Raw genomic sequence first — 23252 nt, 5'->3', positions numbered from 1 at the left:
GCCTCCCTTAAATGCGCTCGATGATGGTGGCAGTGCCCATGCCGGCACCAACGCACAGCGTGGCCAGGCCGGTTTGCAGGTTGCGGCGTTCCAGCTCGTCCAGCAGTGTGCCAAGGATCATTGCGCCAGTTGCGCCCAGCGGGTGTCCCATGGCAATGGCGCCGCCGTTGACGTTCATTTTCCCGTGCGGCACGTTCATCACTTCCATGAAGCGCAGCACCACGGAGGCGAATGCCTCGTTCAGTTCGTACAGGTCGATGTCGGAAGCCTTCATGCCGGCGCGCTTCAGCGCTTTCTCGGCAGCGTAGCTTGGCCCGGTCAGCATGATGGAAGGTTCGCTGCCGATCGACGCGAAGGAACGGATGCGGGCACGCGGCTTGAGGCCGGCGCGCTCGCCGGATTCGCGCGTGCCGATCAGCACCGCTGCGGCGCCGTCCACGATGCCGGAGCTGTTGCCGGCATGGTGCACGTGCTGCATCTGCTCGATCTGCGGATAGCGTTGCGTGATGACCAAGTCGAAGCCGAAGTTGGCGCCCATGTCGGCGAACGATGCTTTCAGCGCGCCAAGCGATTCAACGGTAGTTTCGGGACGCACCAGCTCATCGCGCGCCAGCATGGTCAGGCCATTGCGGTCCACCACCGGCACCACGGAACGTGCAAAACGGCCTTCCTGCCAGGCGCGATACGCGCGCTGCTGCGATTCGACGGCGTAGGCGTCGACATCGCGGCGGCTATAGCCCCAGATGGTCGCAATCGCGTCCGCCGAAATCCCTTGCGGCACGAAGTAGGAATCGAAAGCGCTTTGCGGGTCGACCGGCCAGGCGCCGCCCGAAGAACCCATCGGCACGCGCGACATCGCTTCCACGCCGCCGCCGACCACCATGTCGGACTGGCCGGACATCACCTGCGCCGCCGCCATGTTGCAGGCCTCCAGGCCGGACGCGCAGAAGCGGTTGATCTGCACGCCCGCGACCGATTCAGCGTAGCCGGCAGCCAGCGCGGCAACCCGGCCGATGCAGGCGCCCTGCTCGCCGACCGGCTCCACGCAACCGAGCACCACGTCGTCGATGAGCGCGCTGTCGAAGTTGTTGCGGCTGACCAGCGCCCGCAGCGCAGTCTCCGCCAGGCGCAGCGGCGTTACGCCGTGCAGCGAGCCGTCTTTCTTGCCCTTGCCGCGCGGCGTGCGCACGGCGTCAAAGATGTAAGCTTCCAAGCTGGTCTCCTTACAGCGTGCGGCTGATCAGTTCTTTCATGATTTCGTTGGTGCCGCCGTACACGCGCTGTACGCGTGCGTCGGCCCAGGCGCGGGTGATCGGGTATTCCCACATATAACCATAGCCGCCGTGCAGCTGCACGCACTTGTCCAGAACGCGGAATTGCATTTCGGTGGTCCAGTATTTAGCCATGGATGCTGTGGCGGCATCCAGCTTGTCCTCGATCAGCAGCTCCATGCAGCGATCCACGAACACGCGGCACATCTGGACCTCGGTCTTGATCTCGGCCAGCGTATGGGCGATGGTCTGGAACTCGGCGATCGGACGCTTGAAGGCCTTGCGGTCGCGCGTGTATTGCACGGTCCATTCCAGGCCTGATTCAGCAGCTTGCACGGCCATGATGGCGATCTGCATGCGCTCCCACGGCAGTTCCTGCATCAGGTATTTGAAGCCCGCGCCCTCCTCGCCCAGCAGGTTCTTCGCCGGCACGCGCACATTTTCGAAGAACAGCTCGGAGGTATCCTGCGCCTTCATGCCTGCCTTCTTCAGGCGCTTGCCCTTGCTGAAGCCCTCCATCGAAGTGTCGACCACGAACAGGCTGATGCCCTTGGCGCCGGCAGTCGGATCGGTCTTGGCAACCACGATCACCACGTCGGCATTCCAGCCGTTGGTGATGAAGGTCTTGGAGCCGTTCATGATGTAGTGGTCACCGTCGCGGATCGCGGTGGTCGCCACGCCCTGCAGGTCGGAACCGGTGCCCGGTTCGGTCATCGCGATGGCGCCGATCATCTCGCCGGTCGCCAGCTTGGGAATGTAGTGCGACTTCAGGTATTCGCTGCCGTAGTGCAGGATGTAGGGCGCCACGATTTCCGAGTGCAACATGAAGCCGGGGCCGGACGCACCGACGCGCGCCTGTTCTTCGATCAGCACCATGCTGTAGCGGCGGTCCACGCCAACGCCGCCGTACTGCTCCGGCATGGTCGGGCACAGGAAGCCTGCAGCGCCGGCCTTCAGCCAGGCATCGCGATCAACATAGCCTTGCTCTTCCCAGCGCTCGTGGTGCGGGGCGATTTCGGTTTCCATGAAGCGGCGCGCGGATTCGCGCAGCATGTCGTGTTCTTCGGTGAATAAGGTGCGAGGGATCATCAGGCGTGGTCTCCGTTGGAAGTTATAGGTCAGTTGACCGAAATAGTATCGGTCAGTTGACCTATTTGTCAATCAACGGGATAATTCGAGTCTTATGAGGAAAAAGTCAGACACGCCCCTGCAGGCAAAGGAATCCAACACCACCACCAAAGGGTTTGAGCGCGCCAGCGCCATCCTGGAGGCAGCGCGGTTGTTGTTGGCGCACGACGGTTATGCGGCGCTGGCAATGCGCAGCGTGGCGCAGCAGGTAGGCGTCAGCCTGTCGACAGTGCAGCACTACTACCCGAGCCGGGACGCGCTGATCGAAGCGCTGCTGGAGCAGACTTTCGCCCGCTACCAGGCCGGTATCGACGAACGCGTTGCCGCAGCCGGTATCGGTCCGCGCGTGGAATTGTTTGAATCGATCATCGATTACTTCCTGGCCGACCTGCGCGACCAGGTGTCGAGCGGCCTGTTCTTCGAGATCGCAGCGCTGGCGAACCGCCATCCAGTCGCCACCAAGCTGTTCGACACGATGATGACCCGCGCCCGCCGGACGCTGCGCAACCTGATCCACGAAATCGATCCAGCCCTGTCGATGCAGCAATGCGAAATCCGCGGCACGCTGATCGTGGCGCAGATGCTGGGCACCATGCTGTTCATCTCCGAGACCCGCCCGCAGCATAAAGAACTAGAGGACCTTGCGCACGAAGCAACGGTCGCCATCACCCGTATCGCCTTCGGCAGGTAACGAATCAGTCAAGCCAATCCTGAATCTCCAGATCGGCGCTCAACATTGCAAACGACTTGTCGCGCGTCACCAGGATTGCTCCGATGGCACAGGCATGGGCCGCTATTAACATATCCATTCGTGCCAATGGATGACCATTGCGCTCGTATTTGGCTTGGAGATACGCATAAGCCTTCGCCGCATCCCTGGTCCAGGGCAAGATAGTTGAACGCACCAGAAATGCATTGACGCGAGCAGCGAGGCCGTCTGGATTCCCGCACTTCTCAAGGCCGTACCGCAGTTCCGCTTCCGTGATCACCGAAACGAAAGCTGAGCTCAACGGCAACAGCGCCAGTCGGGTAATGACGCCAGGCTTATCGCCTCTGATCGCGTGACTCGCGATATTGGTGTCGAGCAGATGCGGTCTCATGAATTTTCATCGAATGGATCGCGCTGCCCTTCTTGTGCACCACGTTCAATTCCGCTCATGAAGTCTGCTGGCACAACTGTGGTTTCGTAAAGTGCGAACAACCCGTCCCAAGTATTCGGCCGGGGGGAAAGAATCACATCGCCTGTCACCGGGTCGCGCCGAATGAACACCTCAGTCCCCTCGAAGCGATAATCCTTGGGCAACCGAACAGCTTGGCTGCGCCCGGTAAAGAAGAGTTTTGCGGTATCTGCCATAACTTCACTATATGCCGGCACCGATACATATCAAGGTAGATACCGCCACGCTGTTGAGGTAACTCAAGCGATACCGGCGCGTTCCAGCATGGCGTGGAGCAGCACGTTGCACCCTGCCTCCAAGTGCTCCTTCTTGGCGTCTTCGATTTCGTTGTGGCTGATGCCATCCTTGCAGGGGACGAAAATCATGCCAGCGGGAGCGACACGGGCCGCATAGATCGCGTCGTGGCCCGCACCGGAAACGACGTCCATGGTGGAATAGCCTAATTTCTCGGTCGCCTTGCGGACAGCGCCAACGCAGTCTGGATGGAACGGGCATGGCGGATAGTACGACACACGCTCAATCTTGACAGGCAGGCCCGTCTCAGCGGAAGTCTTGTCGATGAAGGCCAGCATGTCTTCGTGCATCTTGTTCAGCAGCTCTTCGTTCACATTGCGCAGGTCGATGCTGAATTTGACCTGGCCGGGAATCACGTTGCGGCTGTTAGGGAAGACCTGCATCATGCCGACCGTACCGCGGCCGTATGGCGGGTAGCGGTTGGCAATTGCCACCACCTCGGGGATGATCTGTGCCGCCACCTGCATCGCGTCTTTGCGCAAGTGCATTGGAGTCGGGCCGGCATGGGCCTCCATCCCGGTCACCGTGCAGTCGTACCACGAAAGGCCCATCACGGCGGGCACGACGCCAATGACTTTATCGGCATCCTCCAGCACAGGCCCCTGCTCGATGTGGGTTTCGAAGTATGCGCCGATTGGATGCTGGCCGGGCACCTGGTCGCCCTTGTAGCCGATGCGTTCCAGCTCCTCGCCTACTGTCTTGCCTTCAGTGTCTTTGGCGGCGTACGCATGTTCCAGCGTAAAGGCGCCACAGAATACGCCAGAGCCCATCATGACGGGTACAAAGCGCGAGCCTTCCTCGTTGGTCCAGAACGCGACCTCGACCGGTGCACGCGTCTTGATGCCCTTGTCGTTCAGGGTACGGACCACTTCCAGCCCCGCCAGCACGCCATAGTTGCCATCGAACTTGCCGCCGGTCGGCTGCGTGTCGATATGGCTGCCGGTCATGACGGGCGGCAGCGTGTTGTCTTCGCCATCGCGGCGCATGAAGACGTTGCCGATCTGGTCGACCGTGATCGACAAGCCGGCGGCGCGCGCCCAGCTTGTCACCAGGTCGCGCCCCTGCTTGTCGAGATCCGTCAGCGTCAGGCGCTTGACGCCGCCTTTCGGCGTCGCGCCGATCCTGGCCAGTTCCATCAGCGAATCCCACAGGCGGTCGCTATTGATACGTAGATCGCTCATGATGCACTCCTTAGCGCGCCGTTACGGGCGCAAAAGCGGGACGGTCGACGTGGCGCCCGGCGCCCTCGACCGCCCGCAAATCTCCACGATGGAACACGACCTTGCCGGCCGCCACGGTGGTGCTTGGAATCCCTTTGACTGTACGTCCCTCGAAGACGTTGAAGCCGCCCTTCGCGAACTGGGTCTTGGCCGAAATCGTGCGGGTGCCTTCCGGGTCCCACACTACGATATCCGCGTCCGAGCCGGCGGCAACCAGGCCCTTGCGCGGATAGATATTGAAGATCTGCGCCGCATTGGCAGACGTCACACGCACGAACTCCGACGGCGTCAGCTTGCCGCTGTTGACGCCTTCGTCCCAGATCACCGCCATGCGGTCTTCGACCCCGCCGCAGCCGTTGGGGATTTTGGTGAAGTCGTTGCGCCCCGCCGCTTTCTGCTCGGCGCAGAAGGTGCAGTGGTCCGTCGCCGTGGTGTGCAGGTTGCCGCCCTGCAGGCCTTGCCACAGCGCCTTCTGGTGCTCACGGCTGCGGAACGGAGGGCTCATGACGTGGCCTGCCGCAAACTCGAAATCCGGATGGTCGTACACGCTGTCGTCCACGATCAGGTGGCCGGCCAGCGCTTCGCCATACACGCGCTGGCCTGCGGCGCGGGCGCGGGTGATCGCGTCCAGCGATTCCTTGCACGACACGTGCACGATGTACAGCGGGGTGTTCAAGACGTTGGCAATGGCAATGGCGCGGTTGGCCGCTTCCGCCTCCACGGCTGGAGGGCGCGACAGCGGATGCGCACGCGGGCCGGTAATCCCCTGGCGCAGCAGGTCCTGCTGCAGCTGGTAAACCAGCTCGCCGTTCTCGGCATGCACAGTCGGGATTGCCCCCAATTCCAGTGCACGGCGGAAGCTTTTCACCAGCGTTTCGTCGTCCGCCATGATGGCGTTCTTGTACGCCATGAAGTGCTTGAAACTGTTGACGCCGTGGTTGCGCACCAGCGTGCCCATTTCCTCGTGCACCTTGTCCGACCACCAGGTGATCGCCACGTGGAAGGTGTAATCGCCGGCCGCCTTCTCGGCCCAGCCGCGCCACTGGTGGTAAGCCTCGAGCAGCGGCTGCTGCGGGTTGGGAATGACGAAGTCGATGATGGTCGTGTTACCGCCCGCAAGACCGGCTGCGGTGCCGGTGAAAAAATCGTCCTGGGTGACGGTGCCCATGAAAGGCAGGTTCATGTGCGTGTGCGGGTCGATCCCGCCCGGCATGACGTACTGGCCGCCTGCATCAATCACTTCCGCCCCGGCCGGCGCTTCAAGCGCGGGACCAACTGCGACGATCTTGTCCTCCTCGCACAGCACGTCCGCGCGGAAGGCACGGTCCGCGTTCACTACAGTCCCGCCACGAATCAAAGTTGCCATTTATGCTTTCTCCGGAATGGGTGGCGGTACGGCCTTGGCCGCCCTGCCCTTCATCAAGATGCCATACACCAGCGCCGCGATCGCGATGCCGACGAACCATGCATAGGTATAAATCAGCTTGAAGCCCTCGCCGACATCGCCGAACGATGCCGGAAAGGCGGCATTCAGGAAGCCCGGCACGTTGGGTGCTACGCCAAACGCGAAGGCCAGCAGTGCAGCGGAATTCCAGCCGTTTGTATAGCTGTATTCGCCGTTGTCGACGTACAGCGCGCCGACGTTCAGCTCCGTCTTGCGAATCAGGTAATAGTCGACGATCAGCACGCCGGCGATCGGGCCAAGCAGGGCCGAATAGCCGATCAGCCAGGTGAAGATATAGCCCTGCGTGGTTTCCAGCAGCTTCCATGGCATCATCGCCAGCGCGATGCCGGCCGTGATGTAGCCGCCGGTGCGATAGGAAATATGCTTTGGCGCCAGGGCGGAAAAATCATACGCGGGGCCAACCAGGTTGGCGGCGAGGTTGACCGAGATCGTATCGATCAACAGGACCACCAGCGCGACCAGCACCGCCACGCCGGTCATGCGGCTGGCCAGGTCAACCGGGTCCCAGATCGCCTTGCCGTACAAGACGACCGTGGCGGACGTAACGATCACCGCCAGCGCCGCCAGCAGGCCCATAGGCACCGGCAGGCCGACCGACTGCCCCAGCACCTGGTCGCGCTGCGTTTTCGCGAAGCGGGTGAAGTCCGGGATATTCAAAGCCAGCGTAGCCCAGAAGCCGATCATCGCTGTCAGCGAAGGCCAGAACGTCGGCCAGAACTGGCCGGCCTTCTTGCCGCCTTCAACGAATTGCGAAGGCTGCTCCAGCAAGGTACCGAAGCCGCCCGCCTTCTGGTACACCCAGCCAAGCAGCACGAAGCAAATGATGATCTTCAGTGGCGCGGTATAGGTTTCCAGTTTGCGGATCGCATCCATGCCGTGCACGATGTACCAGAACTGGATCGCCCAGAAGGCAATGAAGCAGAGCAGCTGGGCGCCATTGATGCCAAGGCCGCCGATCTTTGCACCGCCGATCTCGCTGCCCATCATCACGCCCAGCAGCGTATAGATCATCTGCCCGCCGAACCAGGTCTGGATGCCATACCAGCCGCAGGCCACGATGGCGCGCATCAGCGCCGGCAGCCGCGCGCCGGAGGTGCCGAACGAGGCCCGCGCCAGCACCGCGTACGGAATGCCGTACTTGGTGCCGGCGTGGCCGATCAGCAGCATCGGCAGCAGCACAATGGTATTGGCCAGGAAAACGGTGAGGACAGCCTGTCCCGCCGACATGCCGCCTTCAATCAGGCTGGCCGCCAGCGTGTAGGCGGGGATGCACATGACCATCCCAACCCAGAGTGCAGCGAAGTGATACCAGCGCCAGGTGCGCTGCGATTCATTGGTCGGGGCCAGGTCTTCGTTCCACAACTGGGGATTGTCGCTCATGCAGTCTCCTTGATCTCGGCCCGCGGGTTGCGCGGGTCCTGTGTCCAGTTCATGTAAGGCTTGCCCGTGGGGACTGCGACCATCGTAATACAACCTTGCACCGGACAGGTAATTTCGCACAGGTTGCAGCCGACGCATTCCTCGTCGTTGACCTTGTACGTCCGCGTGCCGCTTGCCTCATCGATCAACTGGAAGATGGACTGGTGCGACGTATCCTCGCAGGCCACATAGCAGCGGCCGCACTTGATACAGTCGTCCTGGTTGATATGGGCGATGGACTTGTAGTTCATATCCAGGAACTTCCAGTCCGTGGTGTTCGGCACCGCCTTGCCCATGAAGTCGTCCAGCGTCTGGTAGCCCTTGGAGTCCATCCAGCGCGCCAGGCCGTCCTTCATTTCCTGCACGATGCGGAAGCCGTGCAGCATCGCAGCCGTGCAGACTTGCACGCACCCGGCGCCCAATGCGATGAATTCGGCCGCATCCTTCCAGTTGCCAATGCCGCCAATGCCGGAAATCGGCAGGCCGCGCGTTTCCGGATCACGCGCGATCTCGGCCACCATGTTCAGCGCAATCGGCTTGACGGCCGGGCCGCAGTAGCCGCCGTGGGTGCTGGCGCCGCCAACGTTGGGGAAGGCCACCATCTTGTCCAGGTCCAGCGAGGTAATGGAGTTGATGGTGTTGATCAGCGAAACAGCATCGGCGCCACCGGCCTTGGCAGCACGCGCCGGGCGGCGGATATCGGTGATGTTCGGCGTCAGCTTCACGATTACCGGCAGCCTGGTGTGCTTCTTGCACCACGCCGTCACCTGCTCCACGTATTCCGGAACCTGGCCGACTGCGGAACCCATGCCGCGCTCCGGCATGCCGTGCGGGCAGCCAAAATTCAGCTCGATGCCGTCGGCGCCCGTAGCTTCGACTTTCGGCAGGATCGCGGCCCAGTAATGTTCCTCGCAAGGCAGCATCAGCGACACCACGATGGCGCGGTCAGGCCACGCCTTCTTCACCTCCGTGATTTCCTGCAGGTTCAATTCCAGCGAGCGGTCGGTAATCAGCTCGATGTTGTTGAAGCCGAGGACTTCGCGGTTCTTGCCGTAGATGGCGGAGTAGCGCGAAGAAACGTTCACGGCTGGCGGATCTTCACCCAGCGTTTTCCAAACCACGCCGCCCCACCCTGCTTCGAAGGCGCGGATCACGTTGTAGGCCTTGTCGGTAGGCGGTGCGGAGGCGAGCCAGAATGGATTCGGCGCCTTGATGCCGCAGAAATTGACGCTCAGGTCGGCCATTATGCTGTCCCCTTCTTCGATTGGATGTCGGAATGGATCGCCATCGCGGCGCGCTTGCCGTGCTCCACGGCCTGCACCGTCAAGTCCTGGCCCAGCGAGACGCAGTCCCCGCCGGCGTAGATGCCCGGCAGGATGGTGCGGAAGCTGTCGTCCACATGAATCTTGTCGCCATCGCGCTTCAGCATCGCTGCCAGCGGATCGGCCAGGGCGGCCGGTTCCATTGCCTGGCCAATGGCCTTGAAGATCGCATCGGCCGGCAGCTCGAAAGTAATGCCGGTGCCGATCATGCGCGAGCCCTCCATCGCCGTGCGTTCGAAGCGCATGCCCCGCACGCGGCCGGCTTCGTCCAACAGCACCTGCTGCGGTTGCGCCCAGGTCTGCATGCGCACCTGGTTAGCCTTGGCGATGTCCTGCTCGTGATGGGTAGCGCTCATGGCGTCGAAGCCGCGGCGATAGACCATCGTCACTTCTTCCGCACCCAGGCGCTGGATCTGCACCGCCATGTCGATAGCAGTATTGCCTGCGCCGATCACGATGGCGCGACGCGGCACCGGCAGCTTGGCCAGGTCGTCCGCCTGCCGCAATTCGGCGATGTAATCGACCGCCGCCATCAGGCCGGGAGCATCCTCGCCGGTCAAGCCCAGTGCACGGCTCGCGCCCAGGCCCAGCCCGAGGAAGACCGCGTCGTATTGGCCGTGCAGGTCTTTCAGGTGCAGGTTGGCACCGAGCTTCTGGCCGTGGCGTACTTCGATGCCGCCAATCCCCAGCAGAAAGTCGACTTCCTTTTGCGCGAAATTGTCGGTCAGCTTGTATTTGGCGATGCCGTATTCATTCAGGCCACCGGACTTCTCATGCGCCTCGAAGATCACCACGTCGTTGCCCAGCATGGCCAGGCGGTGGGCGCAGGACAAGCCTGCGGGCCCGGCGCCGACTACTGCGATCTTCTTGCCGGTCGAGGGTGCGCGCTTGAATGGATGGCCGTCCAGCGTGGCATTATCGAGTGCAAAACGCTGCAGAAGGCCGATCTTCACCGGCTGGCCTTCCGCGTCATGATTGCGCACGCAGGCGTCTTCGCACAGGATCTCGGTCGGGCAGACGCGCGAGCAACTGCCGCCGAGGATGTTCTGCTGCAGGATGGTGACCGCGGCGCCGTTCACGTTCCTGTCATGGATATTGCGGATGAAGCTCGCGACATCGATGCCGGTCGGACAGATGCGCGTGCACGGCGCGTCGTAGCAGTACAGGCAGCGCGAACTTTCAATCGCAGCCTGGCGCGCGTTCAAGGGCGGCGCCAGGTCGGTGAAATGACCGGCCAGCTCTTCGTTCGTGGCTTTGGGCTGCGGTATGTATTTGAGTGACTCGATCATTGGTTCCATCCTCACTTCATCTGTGGGAAAGCAAACTGCGCGCCAGCACTTGCGGTATTTGGCCAGCGCTCCATCACGGCCTTGTGGCGGGTGTAGAAACGCACGCCCTCCGGACCATAGGCATGGTGGTCGCCAAACAGGCTGCGCTTCCACCCGCCGAAACTGTTGAATGCCATCGGCACCGGCAGCGGCACGTTGACGCCCACCATGCCGACCTGGATCTGGCGCACGAATTCGCGCGCCACCCCGCCGTCGCGCGTGAAGACCGCGACACCGTTGCCGTATTCATTCTTGTTGATCAGCTCTACCGCCGACGCCACGTCAGGCAGGCGCACCATGCACAGGACAGGACCGAAAATCTCTTCCTTGTAGATGGTCATATCGGGCGTGACGTGGTCGAACAGCGTGCCGCCGATGAAGAAGCCGTTCGGACGGTCGGCAACCTGGTAGTTGCGGCCGTCGACAACCAGGGTTGCGCCCTGCTCCACGCCCTCGCCAATCAGGCGCTCAATGCGCTGCTTGGCTGCCGAGGTCACAACCGGCCCCATTTCGGCCTCCGATGCCATGCCATCGCGCACTTTCAGTGCAGCGGTGCGCTCTTTCAGTGCACCCAGCAGCTTGTCGGCGGCATCGCCCACCGCCGCAACCACCGAAATCGCCATGCAGCGCTCGCCCGCCGAACCAAAGGCGGCGCCCATCAGCGCATCGACCGCCATGTCCATGTCGGCGTCCGGCATCACCACCATATGGTTCTTTGCACCGCCCAGCGCCTGCACGCGCTTGCCGTGCTGCGAACCGCGCGAGTAGATATATTCCGCAATCGGCGTCGAGCCCACGAAACTCACCGCCTGGATCGCCGGGTGATCGAGCAGCGCGTCGACCGCCACCTTATCGCCTTGCACGACATTGAACACGCCGTCCGGCAGGCCGGCTTCCTTCAGCAGGCGCGCATGCAGCAGCGATGGCGACGGGTCGCGCTCGGAAGGCTTGAGGATGAAGGTATTGCCGCAGGCAATAGCGATCGGGAACATCCACATCGGCACCATCACCGGGAAGTTGAACGGCGTGATGCCGGCCACCACCCCAAGCGGCATGCGCATCGACCATGCATCGATGCCGCGCGCAATCTGGTCGGTGTACTCGCCCTTCATCATCTGCGGGATGCCGACAGCGAATTCCACCATCTCGATACCACGCGCTACTTCCCCTTTGGCGTCCGCGAAGGTCTTGCCGTGTTCGCGGGTCAGCATGGCGGCGAACTCCTCGGTGTGCTGGTGGCACAGTTCGAGGTACTTGAACAGCACCCGTGCACGCGTCAGCGGCGGCGTGTTGGACCAGGCCGGGAACGCCGCTTCCGCAGCGCACACGGCGGCATCGACTTCCTCCGCCGTGCCGAGCGCCACGCGCGCCACCGGTTCACCCAATGCCGGGTTGAATACGTCGCCATAACGACCGCTGGCCGTATCGACCTTGGCGCCGTTGATAAAGTGGGTAATGGTATCGAGATTGCTCATTTCAAGCCCTGAGGATTAGGCCAGCAGCGATTCCGCCGGCACGTAGGTATAGCCAAGGTCGTGCGCCACCGCTTCATAAGTGACGTGGCCTTGGCAGACATTGAGTCCGTTGCGCAGGTGCGGGTTGGCCTTCATGGCCTTGGCCCAGCCCTTGTCGGCCAGCGCAACGGCATGGCCGATGGTGGCGTTGTTCAGCGCAAAGGTGGAGGTACGGGCGACTGCTCCCGGCATATTGGCGACGCAGTAGTGCACAACGCCGTCGACCACGAAGGTTGGGTTCTCGTGCGTGGTGGCATGCGAGGTTTCAAAGCAGCCGCCCTGGTCGATCGCCACGTCGACCACCACGGAACCTTGCTTCATGCGCGACACCATATTGCGCGTGACCAGCTTGGGCGCGGCGGCACCGGGCACCAGCACGCCGCCGATCACCAGATCGGCATCGGTCACCGCGTCGTCGATGGTGTGGGCATTGGAGTACATGGTCTGGATGCGGTTGCCGAACACCAGGTCAAGCTGGCGCAGGCGGTCGACGTTCTTGTCCAGCACCGTCACGCGGGCGCCCATGCCGACAGCGATCTGCAGCGCATTGGTGCCGACCACGCCGGCGCCGATAATCGCCACATTGCCGGGGGCTACGCCTGGCACGCCGCCCAGCAACAGGCCCATGCCGCCTTTGGATTTTTCAAGATGGGCAGCGCCAGCCTGGATCGACATGCGCCCTGCCACTTCGCTCATCGGCGCCAGCAGCGGCAAGCCGCCGTTTGGACCGGTGATGGTTTCATACGCAATGCAGACCGCGCCGGATTTCACCAGCGCCCTGGTCTGCTCCGGGTCGGGAGCCAGGTGCAGGTAGGTGTAAAGAATCTGGTTCTCGCGCAGCATCGCGCATTCCTGTGGCTGCGGTTCCTTCACTTTGACGATCATTTCGGCCTTGGCGAAGATTTCCTCCGCGGTCGGGATGATCGTGGCGCCGGAGCCCACATACATTTCGTCGGTCAGACCGATTGCAGCGCCCGCGTTGTGTTGCACCAGGACCTGGTGCCCGCGGAGTGTCAGTTCCTTTACGCTGGCCGGGGTAAGGCCAACGCGCGATTCCTGATTCTTGATTTCCTTCGGTACGCCTACCAACATGGTTCGTCTCCTTTGGTTGTTTTACTTAAAACCGGTAAACCAGGGTACGACCCATAGGGTCGGACCCTGTCTGCTCGCCTGCTGTTGGTGTTGGTTATGCGCCTTTGATCTTCGTCAAAAATCAAAGGCCTCGAACCAGAACCCCAGGCCGTCGATCTGACTGGGTCTGACCCTATGGGTCGGACCCAGGTTTACCGGTTTTAATCAAGCGTCTTCAACACCTTTCCGAGCTTCCCGAATAATTCGTCGATGTGCTTCTTCTCAAAGGTGAGTGGCGGCGACAACGCGATGATATCGCCGGTGGTGCGGATCAACAGCCCATCCGCGAAAGCTTTCTTGAACGCGGCGTATGCGCGCGTTCCGGGCGCACCTTCACGCGGCGCCAGCTCGATGCCGGCTACCAGGCCGATGGTGCGAATGTCGATCACATGCGGCAGCCCTTTCAGCGAATGCACGGCATCTTCCCAGTACGGCTGGATTTCCTTGGCGTGGTCCAGCAGCTTCTGCTCCTTGAACACTTCCAGCGTCGCCAGCGAGGCGGCGCAGGCGACCGGATGGCCGGTGTAGGTGTAACCGTGGAACAGCTCAATGCCGGCCGGCGCCTCCATGAAGGTATCGTGGATGAACTTCTTGCTGAACACCGCGCCCATCGGGATGGTGCCGTTGGTCAGGCCCTTGGCCGTGGTCATCATGTCCGGTTCGACATCGAAGTAATCGGTGGCGAACGGCGTGGTCAGGCGGCCGAAGCCGGTGATCACTTCATCGAAGATCAGCAGGATGCCGTGTTTGGTGCACAGTTCGCGCAGGCGTTTCAGGTAGCCTTTCGGCGGCACCAGCACGCCGGTGGAACCCGCCACCGGCTCCACGATCACGGCTGCGATAGTGGATGCGTCGTGCAGCGCGACGATGCGTTCCAGTTCATCGGCCAGGTGGGCGCCGTACTCCGGCTCGCCGCGCGTGAAGGCGTTCTTCTCAATATTGTGAGTGTGCGGCAAGTGGTCTACACCCGGCAGCAATGTGCCGTACGGCTTGCGGTTGCCGGCGATGCCGCCGACGGAGATGCCGCCGAAGCCGACGCCATGGTAAGCCCGCTCGCGGCCGATCAGGCGGGTCCGGGAAGCTTCGCCGCGCGCCTTATGGTAGGCCAGCGCGATTTTCAGTGCCGTGTCCACTGCCTCGGAACCGGAGTTCGTATAGAACACGTGGCCGAAGCGATGGTTGGTATATTCCATCAGCTTTTCGGCGAGGTCGAAGGCGGCCGGGTGGCCCATCTGGAAGGTCGGCGCGAAATCGAGCTGGCCGACCATTTCGCTGACTGCCGCCACGATCTTCGGCTGGCGGTGGCCGCAGGGGACACACCACAGGCCGGCGGTGCCATCGAGCACCTGGTTGCCGTCGACGTCCTTGTAGTAGACGCCTTCGGCCGAGACCAGCAGGCGCGGATTGGCCTTGAAGTCGCGGTTGTTCGTGAACGGCATCCAGAAGGACGCCAGGGACTGCGGCCGGGCTTCGTTCATTTGCTATCTCCCTTGGTGGGTTTTTTTACGATGCTCAAAAAACTTTACCAGTTGGCAAAATCATGATGCAATAATAGACAGCAAGTTAACTATGGCACATATACACACAAGCGGAAACGCTCCAACCGTACAGGTAGCAAAAACAGTACAGTTTTAGAGGCCCGAATGGACGACAGCGCAACTCCCAACTCCGCATGGCCCGTGCTTTCCATCGAGCGCGCGAAGAAGGGCAGCCTGGTTGAAAAGATCGTGGACGCCATCAGCGCGATGGTGGCAAGCCGCGAGCTGCGCGTTGGCACAAAGATGCCTTCAGTCAGGCAATTCGCGAAGTGTAATGGCATCAGCACCTTTACAGTTGTCGAGGCCTACGACCGCCTGGTCACGCTCGGACTGTTGTCATCGCGCCGCGGTTCCGGCTATTTTGTCGCTCGCCACGACGTCCCCGCCCTGCTGCCGCCAGCGGCCATGTTCGCCACGCCGGCTGCCGTCGACGCGCTGACACCTGAACTGTATTCCGGCGCTTCCGAAGCGCTGCCGGTCGGCGCCGGCTGGCTGCCGCCCGAATGGTATGGCGAAGACACCATCCTCGACGCCGTACGCCACGCCATGCGCATCCCCGCCAACCGCTTGCGCGGCTATGGCCACCCGCTCGGCTTCCCCGGCCTGCGCCAGTACATGGCGTCAACACTAAGCGACGAACTGTTTGCCGTGGAAGCCGAACAGATCCTGCTCACGCACGGCGCCACCCATGCCTTCGACCTGATCCTGCGCACGCTGACCAAGCCTGGCGACACCGTCTTCGTGGAAGACCCGGTGTACAGCAACCTGCTGTCGCTGATCCGCCACCACGGCTGCCACGCCATCGGCATTCCGCGCGACGAGCATGGCCTCGACATGGATTTTCTCGCCGCGCAGGCGCGCGAGACCCAGCCCAAGCTCATGTTCGTCAACACCGTGCTGCAAAACCCGCTCGGCACCAGCTTGACGCAAGCGCAGGCGCATCGCCTGCTGGGGTTTGCCGAGCAATTCGACTTCTGGCTGGTGGAAGACGACATCTACCGCGAGCTCACTGCGCGCGGCGAAGCCTCGCTGGCCGCGATGGACGGCTTGCGGCGCGTGATCCGCGTCGGCAGTTTTTCCAAGACGCTGTCGCCAGTGCTGCGCGTCGGTTCGATTTGCGCCTCTACCTCGCTCCTGCCGGAGCTGGTGCGCGTGAAGATGCTGGCCGGTCTCACCACGTCGGAAGTGAACGAACGCGCCGCCTACCACGCCATCACTGCGCGCCCCTACAAGCGCATGGTGGAAAAGCTGGTGGCACAACTGGCCGAGGGCCGCGAACGCACCATCGACCTGCTGGCCCTGGCCGGCATGGCGCCGATCGCCAGGCCGCGCGGCGGCATGTTCGTCAGCGCCGGCTGGCAGCAGGCGCCGTCGCCTGAGTGCAACGGCAAGCAGCTTGCCGACCAGGCACTGAAGTCCGGAATCCTGCTCGCACCGGGCGAGTTTTTCCAGTTGCGGCAACCGGCATCGATCTGGTTCCGCTTCAACGTCGCTTATTCGGACAGCCCACAACTGCGGAACTTCCTGCAGTCCATGAGGAGGGAATATGGCATCAGCTAAACTGCGCCGCGTCATCAACCGCGACCGGCTGGAAGCGGACATCGCCACGGAGGCGGTGCGTGTATTTGCCGAATGCGGCTACGAAGGTGCGTCGGTCGCCACCATCGCGGAAAACGTCGGCCTGTCGAAGCAGAACCTGATGTACTACTTCCCCACCAAACAGGCGCTCTACCAGCGTGTACTGGACGACGTCCTCGACGAATGGCTGGCGCGCATGGCCAATATCGCCGAGCCGGACGGCGAACCGGCCGAAGTACTACGCGCCTACATCAAGGCCAAGCTGGATTTCTCGCGCGAGCATCCGTGGGGATCGCGCGTGTATGCGATGGAAGTGATCAGCGGCGCGCCCCTGTATGGCGAGCAGATTCGCGAACGCGTGGTGCCGCTGGTGCGCAAGGATATCGAGGTGTTCGAGCGCTGGATCGCCGAGGGCCGGATCGCCCCCGTCAACGCCACCCACCTGCTATTTGCCATCTGGGCCATGACGCAGTCCTACGCCGACTTCGCCGCGCAAATGCAGCTGGTGCTTGGCGCCGGACAATTGACCGGTGCCGATTTTGCCGATGCAGAGGAGACCATCACCAGGCTGGTGATCGCCGCCCTGATGCCAGCGAAAGCCAGCGGCTAACGGCAATTGCCGTGCCCCCCGGCCCGGATCACGGAGGTGATGCGTTTCATCTTGCCCCACCCTGCTGGCAAACAGGGTCAATCTTGTTCGCGCGCAACGGCCAGCAACTCTGAAATCGCCCTGCCGTCCTCCGGATACAGCGCGCCGCCAAAGCGCAACGCCAATTCGACCTTCTCGCCAGCCGGCAGCAACAACGGAGCCGCAGTAGCCGCCTGCTTGAAGCGCAGCACCTGGCTCTGGACAATGGTGCGCCGCGCCGCCACGCTCAGGATCACGCCAAATTCATCGACTCCCAGTCGTGCCAGCACATCTCCCTCACGGCATTGCTTGCCGAGCCGCCGGGATATTTCCACCATCACGTCGCGATGCTGCGGGCGCACGCGAACCACCATCACACCCACGTGGCCGCTGCGCGCAATCGCGTCATCGACGCGCACGCGCAGCTGTTCGTAGAAGGAAGAACGGTTGGGCAATCCCGTTGCAGGATCCTGCGTCACTTTGCGCTGCAATACCTGCGCACCTTCCTGCGAAGCGTGGAACATCAATGCTGCGGTCATGTCGGCAATCGCCTGGCCAATCGGCACTTCGTCTTCATCGAACGGACGCGGTTCACGCCACGCCAACTTCAGCACGCCACCAGCCTGGGCGCCAAACAACAGCGGCAGGATTGCCATCGAGCGCAGGCCCACGCGACGGCATGCTTCGCGGTTCACACGGTCATCGATTTCGGAGTCGGTGCAAGTGGCGGCCTGGCGCGAGGTCAGCACAAGTCCCGACAGGCTGCCTTTGATCTGCATGCGCAAGCCTAGCTGGGCTTCAGCCAGTCCGTGTGCCGCGCGGTACACCACCTCGCTGCCTTCCACCAGTTCGATCACGGCGCCGTCCGCGCCGGTCAGCTGCATGGCCTTTGCCGCGGCGAGATCCATCACCGCGCCAAAGGCCGGTCCAAGGCGCGCCAGTTCAAGCTGGGCATCTACGATTGCGACGAGCTTCGATGGGGGAAGATCCAGCCGGTCGCTCATCGCCTACTCCTGAACTGGTGTGATCTGCACGCTGGCCACGCGCCACTTTCCTTCCTTGCGCACGTAGACGTCAACATAACGGTAATGGCTGCCGAACGGCTTGCCGTCATAGCTTCCGGTCATGCGCGTGCGGCCGCTCACCAGCGCCACGTCGCCGTAGAAGCGGATATCCATGTCTTCGACGCCGTAGGGATTGATCACCAGTTTAGGCGACGTGATCGCATCGAGGAAGGCCGCCTTGCCGGCCACATCGCCGCGCGCACTGATCTGGCGGAAGTCTTCCGCCATGTTGTCAGCGATGGCTGCGCGGTCCTTGCGGATAATGGCCTTGTCCCAGGCGTCGGCCTGTCGTGCAAGTTCTTCGGATGGCGACACGGCGAAAGCGCTCACTGTGCCAAGCGCCAGCGCAGCGGCAATCATGGTTACGCGAATCTTCATGAGATACCCTATCGAATGTTGTCTTTGCCGTTAAATCGGAAACCGGACCCGGAACACCCTTGGATATTCCGCAGGATAAGGGGCAGCGATCCGGATTGCATGGTCTATGTTGCTGACGTTACGGCCCTCCTGGCTTCCCACAAGTTCAAGCTTGCTGATGTCGCCGTCCTGGTCCAGGCTGACTTCATATTCAACAGGTCCATCAACCCTGATCGGCTCGACATTCTTCGTGATCCACTGCATTTCCATTACGGTCAGCTGGCGCAGCGGCTCCTCTTTGCGCAAGAGCCGGAAGTCTGTTGCGCCGAGGTAGATCCAGAAGACCAGCCAGGCAAGTCCAAACCAGCGCACACGTTCAAGTGACCTCGACTCAGTTTTGGCTACCCGGTGTGTTTCTTGCGCTTTTACCTGCTTGATCAAGTGCGACATATGCTTGCGCCAAACCTCAACCTTGCGCGGTGCACAGGTCAGATACATCAAGTCCGGATACTTGGTAAATACGATTTCCGCAACCAGGATATCGCGCGCCAGGTCTGCAAGAGACGGAACCCCGGTCTCGCGCAAGCGATTAATGACTTGCGTATGCTGCTCGCGTGTTTCCTCCGGCTGCATGCGCAGGAACTTCAGGTCCGAGAGGCTCCAGCCAGCGCGTCAAAATCATCCATGTAGGAAGGAAGCTGGCGGCCGTCCCAATAGAATATTTCACAGGCGGCCGGGAAGAGATATTCATGTCCTGGCCGCCACCCGGATTCCAGCAGTCGTGCCACAGACGCTTCGAATACTTCGGAGTCCTCCAGATTCAATGGACGCAACGATTGCAAAATTTGCCGAGCCTGCTCCAGCGACTTAAGATCGTTCAGTTGCGCCAGCGCTCCCTCATGTGGCATTTCGTGCTGATCTGGCTCAGGAAGCTCGGTTGCGCCACTCTCGGCCCAACGCAATGCCGCCTCGTAGGCCTCGCGTAAAGCCTGGAACGCTGCCGGTTCTGCTTCCTGGTCTATGAGTTTCAGTTCTCGAGCATAGGCCCGGCGAATCGTTCGCGAATTCGCAGACGCATCAAGGCTGAGACGGTCGAGGAATTTCAAGGTAATGCAACGATCAAATATGTTGGTCAATCAGGATCGGATTGCCATCGGGGTCGATGGCGATGATATAGGCCGGGCCGGTGCTCGATTCATCGGTGCGGACAGCCAGCGCAATGCCGTTTTCCTCAAGCTGGCGTTGCAGCTGGCGCACGTCGGTGTAGCCCGGCACGAGCTGGGCATTGCTGTCCCAGCCGGGATTGAAGGTCAGCGTATTTTTCTCGATCATGCCCTGGAACAGGCCGATGACCTGTTCACCGTTCTTCATGATCAGCCAGTTCTGCTCGATGTTGCCGCCAAAGTCCTGGAAGCCGAACTTCGCGTAGAACTCGCGCGAGGCACGGATGTCCTGGACGTTCAGGCTAAGGGAAAATACGCCGAGTTGCATGCCGAATTCCTCCGCTCGCTTGGACCATGCCAATCTAACATCGGCTCACATTGCCAGCAAGGCCTCCGGCACGTTAGCGCCCGCTCGCTTGGCCGCTTGCGCCACAGCGCGGATTTCCTTTTTCAGGCTGGCCGTGCTGGACGACAGGCTGCGCAGCATGAAGAAGGTCGGGGTATCGGCCTTGGTCACCTGGCGGATGGTGTTCATCGCGGCCTTTGCTTCCGGCAGGTCCTTCATCAACTGCTCGTACTGCGCTACGGCCTGGGCCAGCGATGCCAGCCCTTGCTCGAGCTGGGCAACCGGCGCCGGGCCGCCTGCAGTCAGTGCCTTGGTGGACGCCGTTACGCCGCGCAACTGGGTCTCCAGGGTTTCTTCAACCGCACGGCGTGTCATTGATTCGGACAGCTGGCCGGCACGTTCGCCCATTGCGACGGCCTCCTGCGACTGTCCGAGGGCAGCCAGCAGTTGCTGGTTGCCGGTCAAGGTCATCCGGCTGGCATCGATAAAGCGCACCATCATTTCCTTGGTTGGATCGTTAGCGCGCTCCATGCCGTTGAACGCTGCACCGCCATTCCCGTTCGACATTTGAGCTTGCGCCAGTGGGGCAGCCAGGGATAAAACGAAAGCACCGGCTAACAAAATACGCATGAACTACTCCATTAGTGAAAGGTGATAACAAAAAGTTAAAATCAATTTTACTGTTCCTCCTTGTTAAAATGCAAAAATTTCCTAGAGTCAGCATTCCATGCCAGCATTCGCCCCATTCACCCTGAACGCCCAGCGCCTGCAATTGCGCTTCCTGACCGCTGCCGACGCGCCGGCCCTTTATCGGATGTATTCCGATAGCGAGGCCATGCGCTACTGGAGCAGCGCGCCCTGGGACAGCATGCAGCAAGCCGAAACCTATTTCGCCGCGGCGCAAGCAGGCTACGAAAGCGGCGACCTGCTGCGCATGGGCGTGGAGGTCGGCGGCGAACTGGCAGGCATCATCAACCTGTACAGCTTCAGCCGCCAGAACCGCCGCTGCGACATCGGCTACATGCTGGACCGCGCATTCTGGGGCAAGGGCTATATGCAGGAAGCCTTGGCCTCCTTGATCGACTACGCCTTCCGGGTGCTGAGCCTGCACCGCATCGAAGCCGACATCGATCCGCGCAACACCGCCTCCGCCAAGCTGCTGAAGAGCTTGCATTTTGTGCATGAGGGCCATATGCGCGAACGCTGGATCATCAATGGCGAGATCTGCGATACGGACTTTTTCGGCCTGCTGCGTTCCGATTGGCTGGCGGCACGCTAGCCGTTCGTCGCGCGCCAGAGCAAATCATCCGCCCCGCAGCGCAGTCTGTCGTATGCCGCTCCACTGTTGCCAGGCGCAGCGGTACAGTTGCATCATCGAAACGCAAGGAGGAAATGATGAAAACGATTAACAAAAGCGCCAAGGAAACCGTGAAAGAAGTGTGGCAAGCCTTTGTCGGCATCGGCCGCCTCTTCGTCCGCACGCTGGACCACATGTCCTGGCCTGCCATCGTCGGCATGTGCATCGTGATCGCGCTGTTCCTGACCATCCTGCCGCTGGCCATCACGCTGTTCATCGGCGTGCTGATCGCCAAGCTGGCCATCAACGCCTTTGGAGACAAGAAACAACATGGGTAACCGGACCCGCAGCGTGCTCTCCTTTGTCGGGGAGATTGGCGACACAGCCAGCAGCCTGTGGTGGGACTTCTTCGACTGGCTGGCGCAAGTGCCCTTGCGCCAGCTGGTGGTAACGTGGATGCTCGCCTTCCTGCTGGGACTGACGCCCGTGCTGCATCCGAAACAGGTAGCTTTCTTCATTGTCGGCTCGGCCGGGCTGAAGATCCTGGCCGGCGGCAAGCGCAAGGCGGAAATCGAAGCGCGCAAGGCGGCGGCGCAAGCCGGCACCGAAAGCCTGGAACGCCGGCTGGTGGAAGCCCAGATGTCGGCCCTGCAGGCGCAAGTCGAACCGCACTTCCTGTTCAATACCCTGGCCCTTATCGGCCAGTTGATCGAGACCGACCCGCCGGAAGCGGCCAAGATCCACACCCACCTGATCGAATACCTGCGCGCCACCCTGCCCCAGATGCGTTCACGCGGCAACGGTACGCTGGGCCGCCAGATCCAGATGGCGCGCTCTTACCTGGCCATCATGCAGGCCCGCATGAAGTCGCGCCTGTCCGTCTCGATCGACGTGCCGCAGGAGCTTGAAAGCGCCACCTTCCCGCCGATGATGCTGCAGATCCTGATCGAGAATTCGATCAAGCACGGCCTGGAGCCGAAAGTGGAAGGCGGCCGCATCGACATCCGCGCCAGCGTCAACGGCAGCGTGCTGCAAGTCGACGTGCAGGACGACGGCGTCGGTTTCAATGCCTACGCCGGCGATGGCGTCGGCCTGACCAATGTACGTGAACGCCTGAAGCTGATGTACGGCACCCGCGCACAGTTGCTGATTGAGCAGCCGATGGATGGCGGCTGCCGTGCCACGATCTGCATCCCCTTTGCACCAGACATTTTTGCCAAACCATGAGCATGCAGCCAAAAGCCACCGCCATCATCGCAGACGATGAAGAACCAATGCGCGACATGCTGCGCAAGCGCCTGCACGAAGCCTGGCCCGAACTGGAGATCGTGGCCGAAGCGGCCAATGGCATCGAAGCCATCGCGCTGGCCGGCCAGTACCAGCCGGACATCGTCTTCCTCGACATCCGCATGCCGGGCCTGACCGGCATCGAGGCGGCGCGCATGCTGTTCAATCGTTGCCACATCGTCTTCATCACTGCCTACGATCAATATGCAATCGAGGCCTTCGAACAGGGCGCGCTGGACTACCTGCTCAAGCCCGTCAACCTGGAGCGTCTGAAAACAGCTTGCGAACGCCTGCAAGCGCGCCTCGGCAAAACGCCCAACAATATCGAACGCCAACTGAGCCAGCTCTTGCAGCAGACTGGCCGCAGCCCGGCCGGCAGCGCGACACAACCCGAGTACCTGCACTGGATCCAGGCCCAGGTTGGCAACAGCCTGCGCATGATCTCGACCAAGGAAGTGTTGTTCTTTCGCGCCGATGAAAAATATACGCGCGTGCAAACAGCACAGGGCGAATTCCTGATCCGCAAGACCCTGAAGGAACTGGAAGATGAACTGGACCCGAATGAATTCTGGCGCATCCACCGCTCTACCCTCGTGCGTGTGGATGCGATTGCCGAGGTGACGCGCGACTTGCGCGGTCGGCAGATGGTCCGCGTGCGCAACTCCAGCGAAGAACTCGAAGTCAGCCGCGGCAACACCCATTTATTCCAGCAAATGTAGGTCGC

General features: G+C 61.7%; 25 protein-coding genes. 7 read left to right on the top strand and 18 right to left on the bottom strand.

What is annotated here, in order from left to right; all coding sequences use genetic code 11:
* Window positions 1–7: 7 nt before the first annotated feature.
* Together ACN9M3_RS07990 and ACN9M3_RS07985 are read right to left on the bottom strand one after the other, a co-directional pair.
* The gene (locus ACN9M3_RS07990) at window positions 8–1213 is read right to left on the bottom strand and encodes an acetyl-CoA C-acetyltransferase (RefSeq protein WP_426321647.1); all 1206 of its coding nucleotides are present in this window, start codon (window positions 1211–1213) and stop codon (window positions 8–10) included.
* Between the two features lie 10 nt (window positions 1214–1223).
* On the bottom strand, window positions 1224–2360 hold the full coding sequence (locus ACN9M3_RS07985; RefSeq protein WP_426169563.1) for an acyl-CoA dehydrogenase family protein: 1137 nt from the start codon (window positions 2358–2360) through the stop codon (window positions 1224–1226).
* Between the two features lie 94 nt (window positions 2361–2454).
* On the opposite strand from ACN9M3_RS07985, the gene ACN9M3_RS07980 reads away from it, so the two are divergent.
* Complete coding sequence (locus tag ACN9M3_RS07980; protein ID WP_426321645.1) at window positions 2455–3090, top strand: TetR/AcrR family transcriptional regulator; 636 nt, start codon at window positions 2455–2457, stop codon at window positions 3088–3090.
* Between the two features lie 4 nt (window positions 3091–3094).
* On the opposite strand, the gene ACN9M3_RS07975 is transcribed toward ACN9M3_RS07980, so the two are convergent.
* The 10 genes from ACN9M3_RS07975 to ACN9M3_RS07930 form a co-directional block, all read right to left on the bottom strand.
* Window positions 3095–3499, bottom strand: a complete 405-nt coding sequence (locus tag ACN9M3_RS07975) for a type II toxin-antitoxin system VapC family toxin (protein ID WP_426321643.1) — start codon at window positions 3497–3499, stop codon at window positions 3095–3097.
* A complete protein-coding gene (locus tag ACN9M3_RS07970) occupies window positions 3496–3753 on the bottom strand; it encodes an antitoxin (protein WP_426321641.1) in 258 nt (85 codons plus the stop codon). Before ACN9M3_RS07970 ends, ACN9M3_RS07975 begins: the two co-directional genes overlap by 4 nt.
* A gap of 63 nt (window positions 3754–3816) precedes the next feature.
* Window positions 3817–5052, bottom strand: coding sequence for a Zn-dependent hydrolase (locus ACN9M3_RS07965; protein WP_426321639.1), 1236 nt, complete (start codon window positions 5050–5052; stop codon window positions 3817–3819).
* A 10-nt stretch (window positions 5053–5062) separates the two neighbouring features.
* Complete coding sequence (gene hydA / locus ACN9M3_RS07960; protein ID WP_426321637.1) at window positions 5063–6457, bottom strand: dihydropyrimidinase; 1395 nt, start codon at window positions 6455–6457, stop codon at window positions 5063–5065.
* Window positions 6458–7936 (bottom strand): NCS1 family nucleobase:cation symporter-1, encoded by a 1479-nt coding sequence (locus ACN9M3_RS07955; RefSeq protein ID WP_426321635.1) that lies wholly within the window; start codon window positions 7934–7936, stop codon window positions 6458–6460. It lies immediately after the preceding gene.
* On the bottom strand, window positions 7933–9219 hold the full coding sequence (gene preA, locus ACN9M3_RS07950) for an NAD-dependent dihydropyrimidine dehydrogenase subunit PreA (RefSeq protein WP_426321633.1): 1287 nt from the start codon (window positions 9217–9219) through the stop codon (window positions 7933–7935). Before preA ends, ACN9M3_RS07955 begins: the two co-directional genes overlap by 4 nt.
* Entirely contained in the window at window positions 9219–10586 is a 1368-nt protein-coding gene (locus ACN9M3_RS07945; protein WP_426321631.1) for an NAD(P)-dependent oxidoreductase, read from the bottom strand. Before ACN9M3_RS07945 ends, preA begins: the two co-directional genes overlap by 1 nt.
* A gap of 11 nt (window positions 10587–10597) precedes the next feature.
* Window positions 10598–12100, bottom strand: coding sequence for a CoA-acylating methylmalonate-semialdehyde dehydrogenase (locus ACN9M3_RS07940; protein ID WP_426169539.1), 1503 nt, complete (start codon window positions 12098–12100; stop codon window positions 10598–10600).
* Window positions 12101–12115: 15 nt separating this feature from the next.
* Window positions 12116–13231 carry an alanine dehydrogenase gene (gene ald, locus ACN9M3_RS07935; RefSeq protein ID WP_426321629.1) on the bottom strand — a complete coding sequence of 372 codons (1116 nt, stop codon included), beginning with the start codon at window positions 13229–13231 and terminating at the stop codon, window positions 12116–12118.
* A 200-nt stretch (window positions 13232–13431) separates the two neighbouring features.
* Window positions 13432–14748 carry an aspartate aminotransferase family protein gene (locus tag ACN9M3_RS07930; protein WP_426321627.1) on the bottom strand — a complete coding sequence of 439 codons (1317 nt, stop codon included), beginning with the start codon at window positions 14746–14748 and terminating at the stop codon, window positions 13432–13434.
* A 165-nt stretch (window positions 14749–14913) separates the two neighbouring features.
* Here ACN9M3_RS07930 and ACN9M3_RS07925 point away from each other — a divergent pair, with 165 nt between their 5' ends.
* Window positions 14914–16368 carry a PLP-dependent aminotransferase family protein gene (locus ACN9M3_RS07925; protein ID WP_426321625.1) on the top strand — a complete coding sequence of 485 codons (1455 nt, stop codon included), beginning with the start codon at window positions 14914–14916 and terminating at the stop codon, window positions 16366–16368.
* Entirely contained in the window at window positions 16355–16996 is a 642-nt protein-coding gene (locus tag ACN9M3_RS07920; RefSeq protein ID WP_426321621.1) for a TetR/AcrR family transcriptional regulator, read from the top strand. Before ACN9M3_RS07925 ends, ACN9M3_RS07920 begins: the two co-directional genes overlap by 14 nt.
* 77 nt (window positions 16997–17073) lie before the next feature.
* Here ACN9M3_RS07920 and ACN9M3_RS07915 read toward each other — a convergent pair whose 3' ends face one another.
* The 6 genes from ACN9M3_RS07915 to ACN9M3_RS07890 are packed head-to-tail and all read right to left on the bottom strand — an operon-like array spanning window position 17074 to window position 20574.
* Window positions 17074–18018, bottom strand: coding sequence for a sensor domain-containing diguanylate cyclase (locus ACN9M3_RS07915; RefSeq protein WP_426321618.1), 945 nt, complete (start codon window positions 18016–18018; stop codon window positions 17074–17076).
* Window positions 18019–18021: 3 nt separating this feature from the next.
* Window positions 18022–18456 carry a DUF4440 domain-containing protein gene (locus ACN9M3_RS07910; RefSeq protein ID WP_426169525.1) on the bottom strand — a complete coding sequence of 145 codons (435 nt, stop codon included), beginning with the start codon at window positions 18454–18456 and terminating at the stop codon, window positions 18022–18024.
* 30 nt (window positions 18457–18486) lie between these two features.
* Complete coding sequence (locus tag ACN9M3_RS07905) at window positions 18487–19068, bottom strand: hypothetical protein (RefSeq protein ID WP_426321615.1); 582 nt, start codon at window positions 19066–19068, stop codon at window positions 18487–18489.
* 11 nt (window positions 19069–19079) lie between these two features.
* Window positions 19080–19541 (bottom strand): hypothetical protein, encoded by a 462-nt coding sequence (locus ACN9M3_RS07900; RefSeq protein ID WP_426321613.1) that lies wholly within the window; start codon window positions 19539–19541, stop codon window positions 19080–19082.
* A 13-nt stretch (window positions 19542–19554) separates the two neighbouring features.
* Window positions 19555–19926, bottom strand: coding sequence for a VOC family protein (locus ACN9M3_RS07895; protein ID WP_426169519.1), 372 nt, complete (start codon window positions 19924–19926; stop codon window positions 19555–19557).
* Window positions 19927–19971: 45 nt separating this feature from the next.
* Window positions 19972–20574, bottom strand: a complete 603-nt coding sequence (locus ACN9M3_RS07890; protein WP_426321611.1) for a hypothetical protein — start codon at window positions 20572–20574, stop codon at window positions 19972–19974.
* Window positions 20575–20671: 97 nt separating this feature from the next.
* Here ACN9M3_RS07890 and ACN9M3_RS07885 point away from each other — a divergent pair, with 97 nt between their 5' ends.
* From ACN9M3_RS07885 to ACN9M3_RS07870, 4 genes are all read left to right on the top strand, one after another.
* Window positions 20672–21223 carry a GNAT family N-acetyltransferase gene (locus ACN9M3_RS07885; RefSeq protein ID WP_426321609.1) on the top strand — a complete coding sequence of 184 codons (552 nt, stop codon included), beginning with the start codon at window positions 20672–20674 and terminating at the stop codon, window positions 21221–21223.
* 113 nt (window positions 21224–21336) lie between these two features.
* Window positions 21337–21579: a hypothetical protein gene (locus ACN9M3_RS07880; protein ID WP_426321607.1), complete on the top strand. Its 243-nt coding sequence runs from the start codon at window positions 21337–21339 to the stop codon at window positions 21577–21579.
* Window positions 21572–22468, top strand: a complete 897-nt coding sequence (locus ACN9M3_RS07875; protein ID WP_426169508.1) for a sensor histidine kinase — start codon at window positions 21572–21574, stop codon at window positions 22466–22468. The genes ACN9M3_RS07880 and ACN9M3_RS07875 overlap by 8 nt, the downstream gene beginning before the upstream one ends.
* Window positions 22465–23247: a LytR/AlgR family response regulator transcription factor gene (locus ACN9M3_RS07870; RefSeq protein WP_426321605.1), complete on the top strand. Its 783-nt coding sequence runs from the start codon at window positions 22465–22467 to the stop codon at window positions 23245–23247. Before ACN9M3_RS07875 ends, ACN9M3_RS07870 begins: the two co-directional genes overlap by 4 nt.
* Window positions 23248–23252: the final 5 nt, after the last annotated feature.

It is taken from the genome of Pseudoduganella sp. R-43 (genome assembly GCF_049913255.1).
In the GTDB taxonomy this organism is placed as follows: Bacteria; Pseudomonadota; Gammaproteobacteria; order Burkholderiales; family Burkholderiaceae_D; genus Rugamonas.
Note: the sequence above shows the minus strand (reverse complement) of the source record. Positions and strands in the feature narration are given on the sequence as shown.